We start from the raw sequence: 15,286 nt of genomic DNA on the forward strand, positions 1-15,286 counted from the left end.
AGTTTGCGTTTAGTTCTTTTCGCAAGCTATGCCATCACGATCTCGATCGCGAGCTGCTGTATAGGCGTGGCTCTCCTTTTGGGAAAGAGTGTAAACCTTGTTTTGCCAACTCTTTACATGAGCCAGGAATGTAATGTGTTGTTGTCACAGCTAGCACGGGAGATGCAAAAAACAGGAAGAGTATGAAGATAAAAGACAAGAAAATTTTCATTGTTGTGTTTCTCGCAGAATGAAGTCTTCACATTTTATTGTTAAGGATTAACTTTGTGGTTGGGGGAATATACTTAACTTAAAAACCTTCACATTAGACACATTAGAATTAAGATTGAGATAAAATAACCGCTACGCTTCACTTATCAAGTGCGCTTCTTCTGGACATCAATGGTCAAAACTGTCTTTTTTGTTCTCAATCAGCAAATGTGTCAACTAGAAGATATTAAAGTTAACGATCGCTCACGCTTATGAACTGTTGGCAGAAACAAACTTGGAAAATTCAACGACAAGCTATGAATAGCGATAGTAGCGCTTCTGAGAATACACAGTGCGATTCGTAACGAAAAATTTCAGTAGAAAGGATAGCTGCTTTCGCGAAACATTGACTCCTGTACTGAAGAAAAAATAATCCAAGGTACGTGCATTGTGTTCGCTGCTCTTTTACACGCACAGCACACCCAAGTGTCCTGCAACAATTTGTCTGTTCTGCTAAAAACTAAATTGAACGTGCATGAAGTGCGTCGTAGAGTTGTTTGTCACGCTCGATGTCAAAGGAGTATACCTAACGATCCATGCGATAATTAACAAATTGATTTCCCAATATTCAGTCAACATGATTATTGACCCAACAAACGTACCAAAGGAAACGGGTTCGCGCTACCCACAACAGTTTCAAGAGGTTGTCGCCGGACGGATACGACAGCGATTGGGTAATTTTGCTGGCTTGAAAAATTTTGGTGTGAATTTAGTGACTCTAGAACCGGGAAGCGCTTCTGCATTACGGCACTGGCACTCTCACCAAGATGAATTTATTTATGTATTAGATGGTGAAGTCATTTTGGTGACAGATGCAGGCGAACAAAGGCTAACTCCAGGGATGGCTGCCGGGTTTAGAGCAGGTGACGGCAACGGACATCATTTGCTCAATCGTTCTAGTACGGTGGCAATATATTTAGAGGTAGGAGACCGGACTCCAAATGATGCAGTCACTTATCCAGATGACGATTTATTAGCACAAGTCAATGTTGATGGTAAATCCTGGGTTTTTACTCATAAAGATGGCACTCTTTATTAATTGTTCTTTCACTTCAGGCAAGCGCGATTTCGATGAAAAATCAATCCCCAGTTTCTTACATCTACTTGCTCGTTTCTCTTTAAGCAAAGTTTGATCGCTTGTCTGCTAATACAAAACTATATCATTTCTGCTGACCCCTCTAAAACCGGAAAACTGACGGCTATTACTGTATAACGATGTATAAGGAAACATTTCGCGTGCTCGTTATGCCCCTGGATAACTCATGTCAAAATCTCCGTGGGTGCTCCTTCAAAGGTCAACATCTTGAAGGGGCAAACTTTAGTGGTGCAGATATCCAAGGTTGCGATTTTACAGACGCTAAGCTAAAAGGTGCAAATTTCACTGGTGCTCAAGCTGGACTACAACGGTGTTGGACGATTGGTTTAGTCACAAATTTATGGTTGATATCGGGACTATCAGGGGTTGTTTCAGGCTCCACAGCTTATCTCGTATCGGTTATATTTGACAGCAACATGAAAAATTCAATCACTGGCACACTCAGCCTAATTTTGATTGCAGTTTTCTTTGTCATGACTACTAGGCAAGGTCTAAGCGCAGGTTTGAGTGCTGTTGCGATCGCTGTTGTTGTCGCTATTACTGGAGCTTTAATTGCCAATCTCGTCGCCGGAGCTTTGGGTATTGCTGCAGCGGTAGCTGTACAGTTGGTTGAGACTGTTGCCCTGGCTGGATTGTTTGAGTTATTTGCCAACACGGTAGAATGTGTCATCCTCAACGCCTGTTACTCAGAAGTTCAAGCAACTGCGATTTCCAAGCATATCCCTTATGTTATTGGGATGAAGAAGGAGATAGGCGATCGCACAGCCATCAAGTTTGCCACAGGATTTTACAGTGCGCTATGTGCTGGGGAATCTGTTGAATTTGCCTACAAGCTTGGGTGCAGTGTGATTCAGTTGGATGGCATTGCGGAACATCTAACTCCTGTATTGAAGAAGAAACAGCCATGAAGCGAAAATGATGAAGAGCGCCATCGCACTTAGCATTAACTACCTAACAGCAGGCAGTATATTTTCTATACCTGCTTCTGGTCGTTGTTGTATCCGCTCGTTTCTCCTCTGGAATTCGTTTATGTACGGTTCGCTAAACTGTTTGATTTCTCTTGCTTCTTCAAGCCTGTACTCAATGTCTGCATTCCACTGGCGCACTTGCTGGTTGAGGCGTAGCTTGAATCGAACATCGGGTTCTGGCTTTTGTTCACTCGGAATATTTAATCTATAAATTTGTGACTCTTGTTGTTGTGCTAGGGTGGTTGCAGGTGTAAGAATTAAAACCCAAGCTAATAATAATGTTGCTATCTTCATAACATATCACTCTCAATTAGGAGCTTTCTTCAATCCTTCGCGACAAAACTTACTTCTGTTAGCTATTTACTCATCCAATGTCTCGCCTCTCTGTTTATATACCTAATCTCAACTTACCTGTTAAGTATTTCTCTATTAAGTTTAAATACAGTCCAACTGCGCTCGACAGGAATTTCTATACTCCTTGTTAACCTCATAATTTCACTCACCTGTTACATCTGTGACAGTAACTTAGTACTCCGTTAACTTCTGTTATCTATCAGGTCATACATAAATGTTTTATGTAAGTTGTTGATTTTTTGTAACTTGAACGATCGCTGGCTCGGTAGCAGCAAGATCGCAGCGAAGCGATCGCTATACCTCTAAAACCCAAACTACAGATTGCACGAAGGCAAAAATTGAGACTCTTGATTGATGGCAACTGAACGCGAGAAATCAGTACACTGGAGGAAGTAGCCCTGCGGGGATTCACGTCCGGTAAATCAATGACTCAACAACCTGCTAGAATCTGTATCCTTGGAGGAGGCTTTGGTGGTCTCCATACTGCACTGCGCTTAAGTGAGTTGCCTTGGGAAAATTCACAAAAGCCGGAAATTGTTCTGGTAGATCAAAGCGATCGCTTCCTCTTTTCTCCCTTTCTTTACGAACTACTAACTGGCGAATTGCAAACTTGGGAAATTGCTCCACCATTTGAAGAACTTTTACAAGGCACAGGTGTGCGATTTTGTCAAAGTGTTGTGTCGGGAATTGATATTGACCAACGACGCGTACACCTACATGATGGACCGGAATTATCTTATGACCGATTGTTATTGGCATTAGGTGGCGAAACACCCCTAGATCTAGTACCGGGAGCAACATCTTACGCCTATCCATTCCGTAGTATTACAGATGTTTATCGTTTAGAAGAACGTCTGAGAGTGCTAGAAGAATCAGAAGCAGACAAAATCAGAGTAGCAATTGTTGGTGGTGGATACAGTGGTGTAGAGCTAGCTTGCAAACTAGCCGATAGGCTTGGGGAAAAAGGAAGATTTCGACTGATTGAACTGAGCGATCAAATTTTAAGAACATCCCCAGAATTTAACAGAGAAGCAGCAACCAAAGCTTTAGAAGAACGGGGTATATTTCTCGATTTAGAAACCAAGGTAGAATCAATCGGACAGGATAGCATCTCCTTAGAGTACAAAAATCAGATTGACACCATTCCTGTAGACTTAGTGATTTGGACGGTGGGAACGAGAGTATCACCCGTGGTAAGAAATTTACCCCTCAAACAAAACCAACGAGGTCAAATTAGTGTGACATCAACTCTTCAAGTTGAAGACCATGCCGAAATTTTGGCTGTAGGAGATTTAGCAGATTGCCGTGATGCAGACAGTCAACAAGTCCCTGCAACAGCCCAAGCCGCTTTCCAACAAGCTGATTATGCTGCATGGAATATCTGGGCAACTTTAACCAATCGTCCTTTGCTGCCTTTCCGCTACCAATACTTGGGTGAGATGATGACATTAGGGATAGATAATGCCACACTCACTGGGTTGGGAGTGAAATTAAACGGTCCGCTAGCATATGTTGCCCGACGTCTTGCCTATCTTTACCGACTGCCAACCTTAGACCAAAAATTTAAAGTTGGTTTTAATTGGCTCGCCCGTCCTATTATAGAAACATTAATAAAAAGCAATTAGCGAGCGGCGCTAGTTGCTGATTGCTAATCGCTAATAGTTTTATGATGGAAAGACCGAAAGTTATCTTTTTAGATGCTGTTGGGACGCTCTTCGGCGTTAAAGGTAGCGTGGGCGAAGTTTACAGTCAAATAGCACAAGAGTTTGGCGTTGAAGTGCCTTCTGAAATTTTGAATAAAGCATTTATTCAAAGTTTTAAAACTTCCCCACCGCCTATCTTTCCAGATGCAGAACCACAAGATATCCCTCAATATGAGTTTGAGTGGTGGTATCACATTGCTCGAAATACCTTTCAAAAAGCAGGTGTTTTAGAAAAATTCACAGACTTCTCTACTTTTTTTAGCGAAGTTTACATCCACTTTGGAACAGCAGAACCGTGGATTGTTTATCCTGATGTTCTACCCGCTTTAGTAAACTGGCGACGACTGGGCATAGAACTAGGTATACTGTCTAATTTTGACTCTCGGATTTATTCAGTGTTACAGGATTTAGAACTCCGAGAGTTTTTTGGGTCGATCACCATTTCTACCCAAGCGGGTGCTGCTAAACCAGACCCTAAAATTTTTGCGACTGCTTTAGAAAAACATAACTGCCCACCTGAAGCCGCATGGCATATTGGTGATAGCGTTGCAGAAGACTACCACGGGGCTAAAGGGGCTGGCATCAAGGGGATTTGGATAAATAGGAAGGGTTAGTTGTTAGTGGTTAGTGGTTATTGGCTACTAACCACTAACCACTAACCACTAACCACTAACCACTATCTACTATCTACTAACTCTTATGCAATCTGTTTTGCTTCATCTTCAAGCAAGCGAATGAGATTTTGATCTCCGTTTTCTTTAGCAACTTGCAGGCGATGTTCTAAATTACGACGGATATTGGTGAGATGGGCTTTGGCTATCTCATTTGCACACTTTTTGACGCTGCCAGACTCTACCACACTGGCATCTTTACTGCGTTGCTTGGACAGCATCATCAATTCTACGTCTAATGGATCGCCGATAGAATAAGCTACACCACGATACTTTAACTCAGCTACAGGTTGAGTTTGAGGAATGTGTCTTAGGTAGTTTTGTGTCCAAGTCTTACCCCGATACTTCCCACCAGTTTCGCCTGCGATGACTTCGGGATTTAGGGGACTGTGTTCATAATGAGTACCACGATATGTGAGTTTCATCTGTCTCGCCTCTGAATCGAAATGAATTGTTTGAGTTTTTGGGTAAAATGAGGCGCGTTCCTTGGGGATATTTCCCTACTTCCGTCTTTACAAGAAATTTCGCTGAAAAATCAATTCTCCAGCACTTCATAAAGATGAACGATTTATTTCTGTATTCATTGTAACCGTTTTAGCAATAAGTGGCCAAAACATGACAAAATTTCATATAAATATTTTATATATTTCTTAAGCTATAAAAGTTATCTCTATCCCTCTTTCCAAAGGTCTAGTGACGCAATCAGAAGGTAGAAGAATGAGAATAAAGTTATAAAATTTAATAATATATTGTCTTGTTTCTCGTTTTTACCTTAAATTGCAGGGACTTCAAATGCTTGCATCGTTTGCAGCCCAGTCATCCTGGTGTTATTATTTGCACAGATGATGCAAAGCGAGTGAAGTGGGTGAGCAGAAAGAATTTCAGTTAAGTAAACAGCATGGGTAAAATTTACAAAATTTATCTCGATGTTTGTTGTCTGAATCGAACCCTAGACGATTTAGAACAATTTCGGATTCGTCTGGAGGCTGAAGCAGTAACGAAGATTATTCAGAATTGCGAAGATGGCAAGTGGATATTGATAAATAGCGATATTATTGAATTTGAGATTAGTCAACATTCAGACTTATTTAAACTTGAACAGATCAACTCAATTCTAAATGTAGCAAACATTTATATTCAATCAACTGAAGATATTGAATTGAGAGCGGAAGAATTAATGAAGTTGAGCTTCAAGTATCACGATGCGTTACATCTAGCTTTTGCAGAAGCGGGAGATGCCGATGTATTTTTGACGACTGACGATCGACTTCTTAGGAAAGCAAAGCAATCTCAAAATATTTTCCGAATAAAAGTCGAAAATCCTACGATTTGGTTAATGAATATTTTGCAAACAGAGGAAGAAAATGATGAAAATGACGGAAATTAGACAGAAAGGATATAAAGCCCTAATTGATACTTTAGGGGTAGCAGGAACGCTAAGGTTTTTACAGCAGTTAGGCGTGGGGTATGGTGATTATACCAAAGAACGTTATCAATGGCTCGATCAACTCACTATAGATGATTTTCGTAACTATGTTAAACAAAAAAAAGTTGAGGAGCAATAACCTAAAGTTAATATTACGCGCTCGCTTTCTTAGATAAATTCCTGATGAAATACCATATAAATCTTTTAGAACTCGGTTATTTTTTGAAAGGCATTGCTCTTACCGCATTATTTACCCCATCTCCCAAAATTTTTGCTCTCGCGTTTGGCATCGCAGAATTTTTGCACGAAATCCGCAAGCTTAAATATCATGCAGTCACAGGTGTACGTTGTGACTCACAATCACATTTGTATCGAAAACGTAACAACTTGATCTCTCCCCATGCAGAGCATGGGAACGAGAGTATAGTCACTGGTCACTAGTTACTGGTCACTGCTCACTGAATTAAAACTTGAATCTCTTCACCAATAGCAACTCGTGCGATCCCCAATGGCAAAATAGCTAAACTATTTGTTTGAGCTAAATTAATCAGATTTCCAGAATGTTGAACACCACTTGCTGGATAAAAGTCATAAATTCCATTGCTCAAACGCATTTGACCCCAAACGTAAGTTTCACGTTTACCATCGGAACGTAACTCTTGAGATGCACGCGCCTTGACAAACTTTGGTTCCCAACCCTCAGCTAGCCCGGAAAGCTTTTTGATGGCTGGTTGCACAAATCGCCAAAATGTAACTAAGACGGCTGCGGGATTTCCCGGTAAGCCAAAGTATATTAGGGAGTGGGGAGTAGGGAGTAGGGAGTGGGGAGTGAGGAGTGGGGAGTGAGGAGTGGGGAAGGTGGCGACAGTGAGGGGTTTACCGGGTTTCATGGCAACAGAACGAACGTGTATTTTTCCGCCTAAAGACTCTAGTATTTGTTCCACATAGTCATAATCTCCTACTGAGACACCTCCAGAAGAGATAATGATATCGGCTTGAGTAAGAGCATTGGCGATCGCTTCTTCAAGAGCAGTTGGCTCATCTCTCACAATGCCTAACATAATTGCTTCCGCACCCATCTGTTGAACTAAGGCTGCAATAGCATATTGATTTGAATCTACAATTTGACCCGATTGCAGTGGTGTTTCGGGTGTCACCAGTTCATCACCAGTAGATAAAATAGCTACACGAGGACGGCGGAAAACATTTAATTTTGTGCATTGACAAGCCGCTAATAATGCTATTTCTTGAGCATTTAGGACAATCCCTGTAGGTAGTAATTGTGATCCAGCTTTATAGTAAGATGCTTGCTGCCTAACAAATTCTTTCGGTTTTGGGGTTGCAAGAATAAAAACTTGATTTCCCTCACGGCGAGTTCGTTCCTGCATGACCACAGTATTTGCCCCAACAGGCATAACTGCGCCGGTCAAAATTCGTGCGGCTTTTCCCGATTGAATGATAGACTTGGGCTGAACTCCGGCAGGAATTTCTTCGATAATCTCTAATACAACTGGCTTTTCCTCGTTACAGTCCTGCACATCTTCGGATCTCACTGCGTAGCCATCCATGGCTGAGTTATCCCAATGAGGAAAATCCAGTTGACTAGTGACTGGAGACGCCAGAATGCGACCATTTGCTGTGAATAAATCTATAACTTCCGTATCTATAAGGCTATCTAAGGGTTGCACCAACTGTAGAATAATAGCTTCTGCATCACTGACTGAAAGCATGGCATCACCTCCGGCTCTGTACCGTTTGATTTTAAATGAGGAGGAAACATGACTTGTTGAGGCACTAGGTAAATAGCTCAACAGATTCAGAGGTTGAAAAGTTTTTTATTATACATGGTGATTCAAGATGGAAGGAGCGTCTAAAAGAATTCTTACAGGTGGGTTTGCCTTGGTAATACATTTATTTAGCCGAGTCAGTCAATCCTCTAATGTTGTTATTATCGAATATTTGCTGGGTTTCAGTCTTCTATTGGGGATGTTTTTTTTGGTAAAGCGGCGAGTTAATCGATGGCAAGCCGTGTTACAGGAACGCCAACTTCTAGAATTAGAAGTACGAGCTCAAGAACGTACCAAAGAATCAAACCGTTCTTTAGAGGAGCTTTATCGCACCCTAGCCAGCAATTTTCCCAATGGTGCTGTTTTGTTATTTGACCGAGATTTACGCTTTACTCTGGTTGAAGGTGCAGATTTATTAGAAATTGGTTTAAGTAAAGAGTTATTGGAAGGTAGAACTATTTGGGAAGTCTTCTCTCCGGAAACTTGTTCTCGGATCGCACCATTTTACCAAGCTGCACTAGTGGGTGAGACAAGTGTTTCAGAAGTTGCTTACTGCGATCGCATTTATAAGTTATACACCCTTCCTGTAAAAAACGACAAGGGAGAAGTGTTGGCTGGAATGGCAATGACACAAAATATTACACAGCAAAAACACATAGAGCAAGACCTAAAAAATGCGAAAGAAGAGTTAGAAATTAGGGTTCAAGAACGGACAAAAGCACTGACTGCAGAAATTGCCGAACGAAAACAGGCGGAAAAAAAATTAGAACAAACGATGGAGCATCTCAAACGTTCCAATCAGGAACTAGAGAGATTTGCCTTTGTCGCTGCACACGATCTACAAGAACCATTACGTGCAATTACTGGTTACACCCAACTTTTAGCACAAGAATACCAAGACCATCTCGACTCGTCTATTCGAGAATATATGGGTTATATTGTGGACGGGTCAACGCAGATGCAGCATTTGGTTCGCGATTTGCTGATTTACTACCGCGTTGGTTCAGTTTCCAGATCCTTTATCCCCACTGACTGCAATGCTATACTGCGGCAGGTTGTAAGTGACTTACAACCTTCTATTACTGAAAGTCAAGCACTCGTTATTTATAATAATTTACCAACCGTGACTGCCGATCGCACTCTCTTCCTACAATTATTTCAAAATCTAATTGACAATGCAATTAAATTTCGGAGCCAAGAAACACCGCGAGTTCAGATAACAGCAGAATTCACAAAAAGTAACGAATGGTTATTTTGTGTAAGTGATAATGGAATTGGGATAAAACAAAGGTATTTGGAGCGAATTTTTGAAATTTTTAAACGGCTCCACAGCCAAAAAAAGTTTCCCGGTACTGGCATTGGGTTAGCTATTTGTCAAAAAATAGTAGAGCATCACGGAGGAAAGATTTGGGTAGAATCTGAGATGGGAGTTGGCACAAAGTTTTACTTTACAATTCCCTCATCAAATCAACCCATATTTGAAAAGACAGACAGATAATACTTATAAATAACAAGTAATTATGAGTGACAGCCAGAACTTGCGACCCGTTGAGATTTTGCTCGTTGAGGACTCATACAGTGATGCCAATCTCACTATCAAAAGCTTGGGTAAAACCAGTATCGCCAATAATTTACATTGGGTAGAAGACGGGGAGGCAGCAATTGAGTATTTACGACACCAAGGTGAGTATATCACAGCTATACGTCCAGATCTGATTTTACTCGACCTTAATCTTCCGGGATTAGATGGTCGGGAAGTCCTTGCAGAAATCAAAGCCGATCCAGATCTCAAACGAATCCCTGTTGTGATTCTCACAACGAGTGGAGATGAACAAGATGTACTTAAGTCTTATGACTTAAATGCCAACTGCTACATCACTAAACCTGTTGATATTCACCAGTTCCTTAAAATCGTGCATTTGATCAATGACTTTTGGCTAGTAGCAGTTAAGTTACCACCTAAATAAGCTTATTGTTATGAACGATACTTCAATTAACATACTTTTAGTCGAGGATAGCCTCAGCGATGCCAAACTGTTGCAGCAAACCCTATCGTGTTTGGGCGGTGAAAGATGGCAAGTGAGCCACTTTGAGCGATTGGGTGATGCGATCGATGCTTGTAGCGACAAAGGTTTTGACATAGCTTTGTTAGACCTCTCGCTACCTGATTCTGATGGTTTGAATACTGTTGCTGAATTTCATGCCGCCGCACCAAATATCCCAATTGTGGTATTGACAGGGTTTGATGATGAAGAAATTGCTTTACAAGCAGTAGCAAAAAGAGCACAGGATTATCTTGTTAAGGGACAAATTACCCCCCAACTCTTAGGGCGTGCTATCCGCTACGCTATTGAGCGGGGGCAAGTTCTGAAAAAAATGGAGGAAAGCGAGCGGCGCTTTCGAGGTATTTTTGAACAAACATTCCAATTAATGGCGTTGCTGTCTCCTGAAGGTATTGTCTTAGAAATTAACAAAACGACCCTCGATATATGTGGTGCTAAATTAGAAGACTGTGTGGGTAAGCCTTTTTGGCAACTACCGCGATGGAGTTGCTGTGCTGCAAGCGCGTGGTTAAAAGCTTCGGTCGCGAAAGCAGCTGATGGAGAATTTATCCGTCAAGAACAGCTAGTTTGCGGAAAAGAAGATACGGAAGTATGGATAGACTTCTCCCTCAAACCATTGAAAGACAACACGGGGAAAGTGGTATTGTTGATTGTTGAAGGTCGGGATATTAGCGATCGCAAACGCGCTGAAGCAGAAATTAGGAACGCGTGGGAAGTAGAACGGGAACTCAACGACCTGAAATCTAAATTTGTGTCGATGGTTTCCCACGAATTTCGTAATCCCATGACTGTTATTCGGACTGCAGTAGAAATTCTAGAAACCTATAACAAGGAATTAAGCGATCAGCAAAAAGGGAAGTACTTTGGACAAATTCAAACTGCTCTTCGCCAAATGTTGCAACTCTTAGATGAAGTTTTGTTACTAGGCAGAAGTGATGCTGGAAAATTAGACTATGAACCGGCTGCGCTAGATTTAGAAAATTTCTGTAACGAACTTGTACAAACTTTACAACAGAGTGCTGGAGAAAATTACCAAATTAACTTTAGCGTCCAAGGAGAACAGCCTTCAGTAGAAATGGACGAAAGTCTATTGCGTCATATCCTTACGAACTTACTGTCCAACGCCATTAAATATTCTCCTAAAGGCGGTACTATTCAATTTAAATTAACTTACCAAGGTAATATTGCTCATTTCCGAATCCAAGATTCAGGAATTGGGATTCCATTAAAAGACCAACAACGATTATTTGAAACTTTCCATCGCGCCAGTAATGTGGGTCGAATTCAAGGGACAGGATTGGGGCTTTCGATTGTGAAAAAATGTGTGGATTTACATCAAGGTCAGATTCAGCTAGAAAGCGAAGTAGGAGTTGGAACAGCGTTTACAGTCACGTTACCGTTGAATTCCAATAACACCCAGTCTTTGGAATTGACCGACGATCCTTGGGACTCGCAAAAGTCGGCTTGAAATCGCTATTAATATAGAGGTGAAAGCTAATTCCACACCTAAATGTATGTCTATTGAGCGAGTTCCCCCCAAGCACTTTCCCAAAGTTGAGTTTGGACGGCGAGGTATGGCGTTGGGAGTTGATTTCCTCATTGTCTGGGTAGTCAGTTCTTTGTTGGGTGGTTCTCAACTCGGCGTTCAAATTGTTCAGATACTTGTCTTTATTGTGGGATGGGCAATTTTACGCGTCATTGTACCCTACAACAATCAAGGGCAAAGTTTGGGGCGCTATGCTTTTGACATTAAAGTACTAGAGGTGGAAAGCGCTCGAGTTCCCGATTTACAAACATTGTTGCGGCGAGAAGGGATCATCTGTTTGGGTGCGCTGTTGATTTCTATTACCCTGAGTAACATCATACGCAATCCCACTGCTATACTTCTATTGATTCCCTTGGCTATTGACTGCGGTGCGGCTTTATCCGACACGCAACTTCGCCAAACTTTGCATGACCGTTTTGCCAAGACTATGGTGATTTCGTCGCGTCGTGGCTATTCGCTTGATATAAAAGTTAAACAAATAGTTGATAAAGTGCGACGCAATATGAGATAATAGGTATTTGTGTTAATTCTCAACAAGCTGTATTTTTTGATAAGCTTATGGCTAAGAGTAAAGGTGTCCGTATAGTAGTGACACTAGAATGTACTGAGTGTCGTACAAATCCAGAAAAACGCTCTCCTGGTGTTTCTCGTTATACCAGTACGAAAAATCGTCGCAATACAACCAACAGGCTAGAACTGAAAAAGTTCTGCCCCCACTGCAACAAGCACACTGTTCACAAGGAAATTAAGTAGAGATGAGCTATTATCGTCGTCGTTTATCTCCCATCAAGCCAGGAGACCCCATTGATTATAAAGATGTAGATTTGTTGCGTAAGTTTATCACCGAACGAGGCAAGATACTTCCACGTCGGATTACAGGGCTTACAGCACAGCAACAGCGAGAGTTAACGTTAGCGATTAAACGCTCCCGGATTTTAGCTCTGTTGCCCTTTATTAACGCGGAAGGCTAATCAGTGACCAGTGACCAGTGACCAGTGACCAGTTAATGATTGGGAATTGCATTCCCAGTCTCAAGTCCCCGGTCTCTAGTCTCTATTTTTCGCATGGCTCAAAATCTAGAGTCTTGGCGAAAAATCTAAAATTAGAGCCAAAAATACTAATATTATTTTGGAATTTGATACCATAGGTATCCAATCCAAAATCTAAAATCTGAAATCCAAAATCTAAAATGGAATTTGATACCATAGGTATCCAATCCAAAATCTAAAATCTAAAATCTAAAATATTGCGAGGCTTGTGGAGAAGGGGACGCTGGTTGAATTTAGAGTAGGTAGCGATCGCCGTTTGGGTGTAGTAGACCGTCCAGACGGGAAAGCTCGTTGGTTTGTAGTGGATGAACGTGGTCAATCCCACAGTCTCGCACCTCGGCAAATTACCTATACAGTAAGCGGACAAACCTACAAGCCTTCGCAAATTCCTGAATTTTTGGAAGCAATTAAGCCTTATTTAGATCCATCTAGCTTGGAAGTCGCATGGGAACTCCTCGCGGAAACAGGGGATACAGCAACTCCGGCAGATATGGCGAATTTGCTATTTTCAGAATCAGAAGCGCATCATTGTTATGCTGCTTACTACTTGCTATCAGATGATAAGATTTACTTTAAACAAAAAGGAGACGTTTACGAGCCGCGAACATCTGCGGCTGTGTCAGAGCGCAAACACCAACTCGAAGTAGAAGCGCTCAAAGCGAAGGGTCAGCTAGAGTTTTTGACGCGAGTAGAAGAGGCACTCAAAGGAGAGCCGGTGGAGTGGCAGCGCCACGACCGCCATCGACTAGAAGCCCTAGAAAAGTATGCCTCACTCCTCGCAGATATTGTTCGTGTGGGTTTAAGTTATGACACTCTTGCTCGCGCTTATCCACCACCCCAACCAGTCCAAGAAACAATGAACTTACTGGGACGCCCTGCAACCCCCCAAGGAGCTTTTCAACTCCTAGTAGACTTGGGTTGGTGGAGTGAGCATGAAAACTTATTTCTACGGCGTTCGTCAATACCTATACCATTCCCTAGCAAGGTAACAGAAGTGGCGCAACAGCGATTAGACTCACATCTACCAGACCGAGATATTAATCGTCTGGATCTCACACACCTAAAGGTATATACAATTGATGACGAAAGTACCACTGAGATAGATGATGGTGTGAGTTGGGAATCACTTAATGATGGCAGGGAAAGACTGTGGGTACATATTGCCGATCCCACACGCTGGCTGTTACCAGAAGACGATTTAGATTTAGAAGCCAGAAAGCGAGGCAGCACTGTATATTTACCGACGGGCATGGTACCCATGTTCCCAGAAGTCTTGGCAACCGGACCGATGAGTTTGGTGCAAGGGAAAATTTGTTGCGCCCTAAGTTTTGGGATCGTTTTAAATGAAGCAGGATCTGTAGAAGAATACAGCATTCATCCAAGTCTGATTAAACCAACCTATCGCCTCACTTATGAAGATGTAGATGAAATGCTACATTTGGGCTTAGAAGCAGAATCAGAAATTGCTGCGATCGCTGAATGGTCAAGTAAGCGCAAAGCTTGGCGGTATGCCCAAGGAGCCATCAGCATCAATATGCCAGAGGCAATGATTAAAGTCAAGGGAGAAGATATCAGCATCGATATCTTAGAAGATTCTCGGTCTCGGCAATTAGTGGCTGAAATGATGATCCTTGCCGGTGAAGTTGCTGCCAAATACGGTCAAAAGTATAACATACCTTTACCATTTCGCGGTCAACCACAGCCAGAGTTACCACCAGAGCAAGAACTGGTACAACTCCCCGCCGGATTTGTACGTGCTTGTGCCATGCGTCGCTGTATGCCCAAGAGCGAAATGAGCATTACCCCTGTACGTCATGCGGGTTTGGGTTTAGATACATATACCCAAGCGACTTCTCCCATTCGCCGTTATAGTGACTTGCTCACCCACTTCCAACTAAAAGCACATTTACGCGGTGATGTGCTACCGTTTTCAGCAGAACAACTCAAAGAAGTTATGCTGTCTGTATCTACCATCACCCAAGAAGTGACAATGGTCGAGCGGCAAACAAACAGATATTGGGCTTTAGAATATCTGCGCCGCAATACAGATAAAGTTTGGGAAACAGTCGTTTTAATGTGGCTGAGAGAAGACAGTGGTTTAGCGCTGATTCTGTTAGAAGAATTGGGCCTGCAGTTACCAATGGTATTCAAACGTTCTGTGAAGTTAGGCGAACAAATCTTAGTCAAAGCGGCTCATTCCGATCCGCAAAAGGATGTAATTCAGTTCCAAGAAATTATTTATCAGGAAGCGTAGCGATGCAACCAACGTTAGAGCAGTTACGAGAATGCTATAGAATATGTAGTGCTCTAACTAATACGTATTTGCACGCTCTAGTTAACAAGGTTAGAGAGGAGTACGTGAACTGGAGTAATC

Annotated in this window: 18 protein-coding genes and 1 riboswitch; of the genes, 14 read left to right on the forward strand and 4 right to left on the reverse strand. The window is 42.0% G+C overall.

From position 1 onward, the window contains the following. Nucleotides 1-9 precede the first annotated feature (9 nt). Nucleotides 10-135, reverse strand: coding sequence for an excalibur calcium-binding domain-containing protein (locus WA1_RS61740; protein ID WP_081403133.1), 126 nt, complete (start codon nt 133-135; stop codon nt 10-12). A gap of 691 nt (nt 136-826) precedes the next feature. On the opposite strand from WA1_RS61740, the gene WA1_RS19370 reads away from it, so the two are divergent. Continuing rightward, nucleotides 827-1,288 carry a cupin domain-containing protein gene (locus WA1_RS19370; protein ID WP_017741907.1) on the forward strand — a complete coding sequence of 154 codons (462 nt, stop codon included), beginning with the start codon at nt 827-829 and terminating at the stop codon, nt 1,286-1,288. 176 nt (nt 1,289-1,464) lie between these two features. Then, entirely contained in the window at nt 1,465-2,253 is a 789-nt protein-coding gene (locus WA1_RS52940) for a pentapeptide repeat-containing protein (RefSeq protein WP_081402907.1), read from the forward strand. Between the two features lie 39 nt (nt 2,254-2,292). Here the strand turns inward: WA1_RS52940 and WA1_RS19380 are convergent, their stop codons facing one another. Further along, nucleotides 2,293-2,607: a hypothetical protein gene (locus tag WA1_RS19380; RefSeq protein ID WP_017741905.1), complete on the reverse strand. Its 315-nt coding sequence runs from the start codon at nt 2,605-2,607 to the stop codon at nt 2,293-2,295. 485 nt (nt 2,608-3,092) lie between these two features. Here WA1_RS19380 and WA1_RS19385 point away from each other — a divergent pair, with 485 nt between their 5' ends. Both WA1_RS19385 and WA1_RS19390 read left to right on the forward strand, forming a co-directional pair. Beyond that, complete coding sequence (locus WA1_RS19385) at nt 3,093-4,292, forward strand: NAD(P)/FAD-dependent oxidoreductase (RefSeq protein WP_017741904.1); 1,200 nt, start codon at nt 3,093-3,095, stop codon at nt 4,290-4,292. Nucleotides 4,293-4,336: 44 nt separating this feature from the next. Continuing rightward, nucleotides 4,337-4,984, forward strand: coding sequence for an HAD-IA family hydrolase (locus WA1_RS19390; RefSeq protein WP_026134492.1), 648 nt, complete (start codon nt 4,337-4,339; stop codon nt 4,982-4,984). 83 nt (nt 4,985-5,067) lie between these two features. Here the strand turns inward: WA1_RS19390 and pirA are convergent, their stop codons facing one another. After that, a complete protein-coding gene (gene pirA / locus WA1_RS19395) occupies nt 5,068-5,466 on the reverse strand; it encodes an arginine synthesis PII-interacting regulator PirA (RefSeq protein WP_017741902.1) in 399 nt (132 codons plus the stop codon). 51 nt (nt 5,467-5,517) lie between these two features. Then, nucleotides 5,518-5,609, reverse strand: a riboswitch (Glutamine riboswitch). A 330-nt stretch (nt 5,610-5,939) separates the two neighbouring features. Between pirA and WA1_RS19400 the strand changes: the two genes are divergently transcribed. From WA1_RS19400 to WA1_RS19410, 3 genes are read left to right on the forward strand one after another with little or no spacing between them, the layout of a single operon-like run. Continuing rightward, entirely contained in the window at nt 5,940-6,428 is a 489-nt protein-coding gene (locus WA1_RS19400; RefSeq protein WP_017741901.1) for a PIN domain-containing protein, read from the forward strand. Beyond that, nucleotides 6,415-6,606: a hypothetical protein gene (locus WA1_RS19405; RefSeq protein ID WP_272819179.1), complete on the forward strand. Its 192-nt coding sequence runs from the start codon at nt 6,415-6,417 to the stop codon at nt 6,604-6,606. Before WA1_RS19400 ends, WA1_RS19405 begins: the two co-directional genes overlap by 14 nt. A 44-nt stretch (nt 6,607-6,650) precedes the next feature. Then, complete coding sequence (locus WA1_RS19410; RefSeq protein ID WP_017741899.1) at nt 6,651-6,908, forward strand: hypothetical protein; 258 nt, start codon at nt 6,651-6,653, stop codon at nt 6,906-6,908. Nucleotides 6,909-6,922: 14 nt separating this feature from the next. Here the strand turns inward: WA1_RS19410 and WA1_RS19415 are convergent, their stop codons facing one another. Next, nucleotides 6,923-8,197 carry a molybdopterin molybdotransferase MoeA gene (locus WA1_RS19415; protein WP_017741898.1) on the reverse strand — a complete coding sequence of 425 codons (1,275 nt, stop codon included), beginning with the start codon at nt 8,195-8,197 and terminating at the stop codon, nt 6,923-6,925. A 127-nt stretch (nt 8,198-8,324) separates the two neighbouring features. Here WA1_RS19415 and WA1_RS19420 point away from each other — a divergent pair, with 127 nt between their 5' ends. From WA1_RS19420 to WA1_RS19445, 7 genes are all read left to right on the forward strand, one after another. Further along, nucleotides 8,325-9,752, forward strand: a complete 1,428-nt coding sequence (locus WA1_RS19420; protein WP_017741897.1) for a sensor histidine kinase — start codon at nt 8,325-8,327, stop codon at nt 9,750-9,752. A gap of 22 nt (nt 9,753-9,774) precedes the next feature. After that, nucleotides 9,775-10,221 (forward strand): response regulator, encoded by a 447-nt coding sequence (locus WA1_RS19425; RefSeq protein ID WP_017741896.1) that lies wholly within the window; start codon nt 9,775-9,777, stop codon nt 10,219-10,221. 10 nt (nt 10,222-10,231) lie between these two features. Then, on the forward strand, nt 10,232-11,785 hold the full coding sequence (locus WA1_RS19430; RefSeq protein WP_017741895.1) for a hybrid sensor histidine kinase/response regulator: 1,554 nt from the start codon (nt 10,232-10,234) through the stop codon (nt 11,783-11,785). A 46-nt stretch (nt 11,786-11,831) separates the two neighbouring features. Beyond that, complete coding sequence (locus WA1_RS19435) at nt 11,832-12,374, forward strand: RDD family protein (RefSeq protein ID WP_017741894.1); 543 nt, start codon at nt 11,832-11,834, stop codon at nt 12,372-12,374. 47 nt (nt 12,375-12,421) lie between these two features. Next, nucleotides 12,422-12,616, forward strand: coding sequence for a 50S ribosomal protein L33 (rpmG, locus tag WA1_RS52945; protein WP_081402908.1), 195 nt, complete (start codon nt 12,422-12,424; stop codon nt 12,614-12,616). Nucleotides 12,617-12,618: 2 nt separating this feature from the next. After that, nucleotides 12,619-12,834: a 30S ribosomal protein S18 gene (gene rpsR / locus WA1_RS19440; RefSeq protein WP_017741893.1), complete on the forward strand. Its 216-nt coding sequence runs from the start codon at nt 12,619-12,621 to the stop codon at nt 12,832-12,834. A gap of 286 nt (nt 12,835-13,120) precedes the next feature. Next, complete coding sequence (locus tag WA1_RS19445; RefSeq protein WP_017741891.1) at nt 13,121-15,166, forward strand: ribonuclease catalytic domain-containing protein; 2,046 nt, start codon at nt 13,121-13,123, stop codon at nt 15,164-15,166. The last annotated feature ends 120 nt before the right edge of the window (nt 15,167-15,286 follow it).

Source organism: Scytonema hofmannii PCC 7110 (genome assembly GCF_000346485.2).
Taxonomy (GTDB): Bacteria; Cyanobacteriota; Cyanobacteriia; order Cyanobacteriales; family Nostocaceae; genus Scytonema; species Scytonema hofmannii.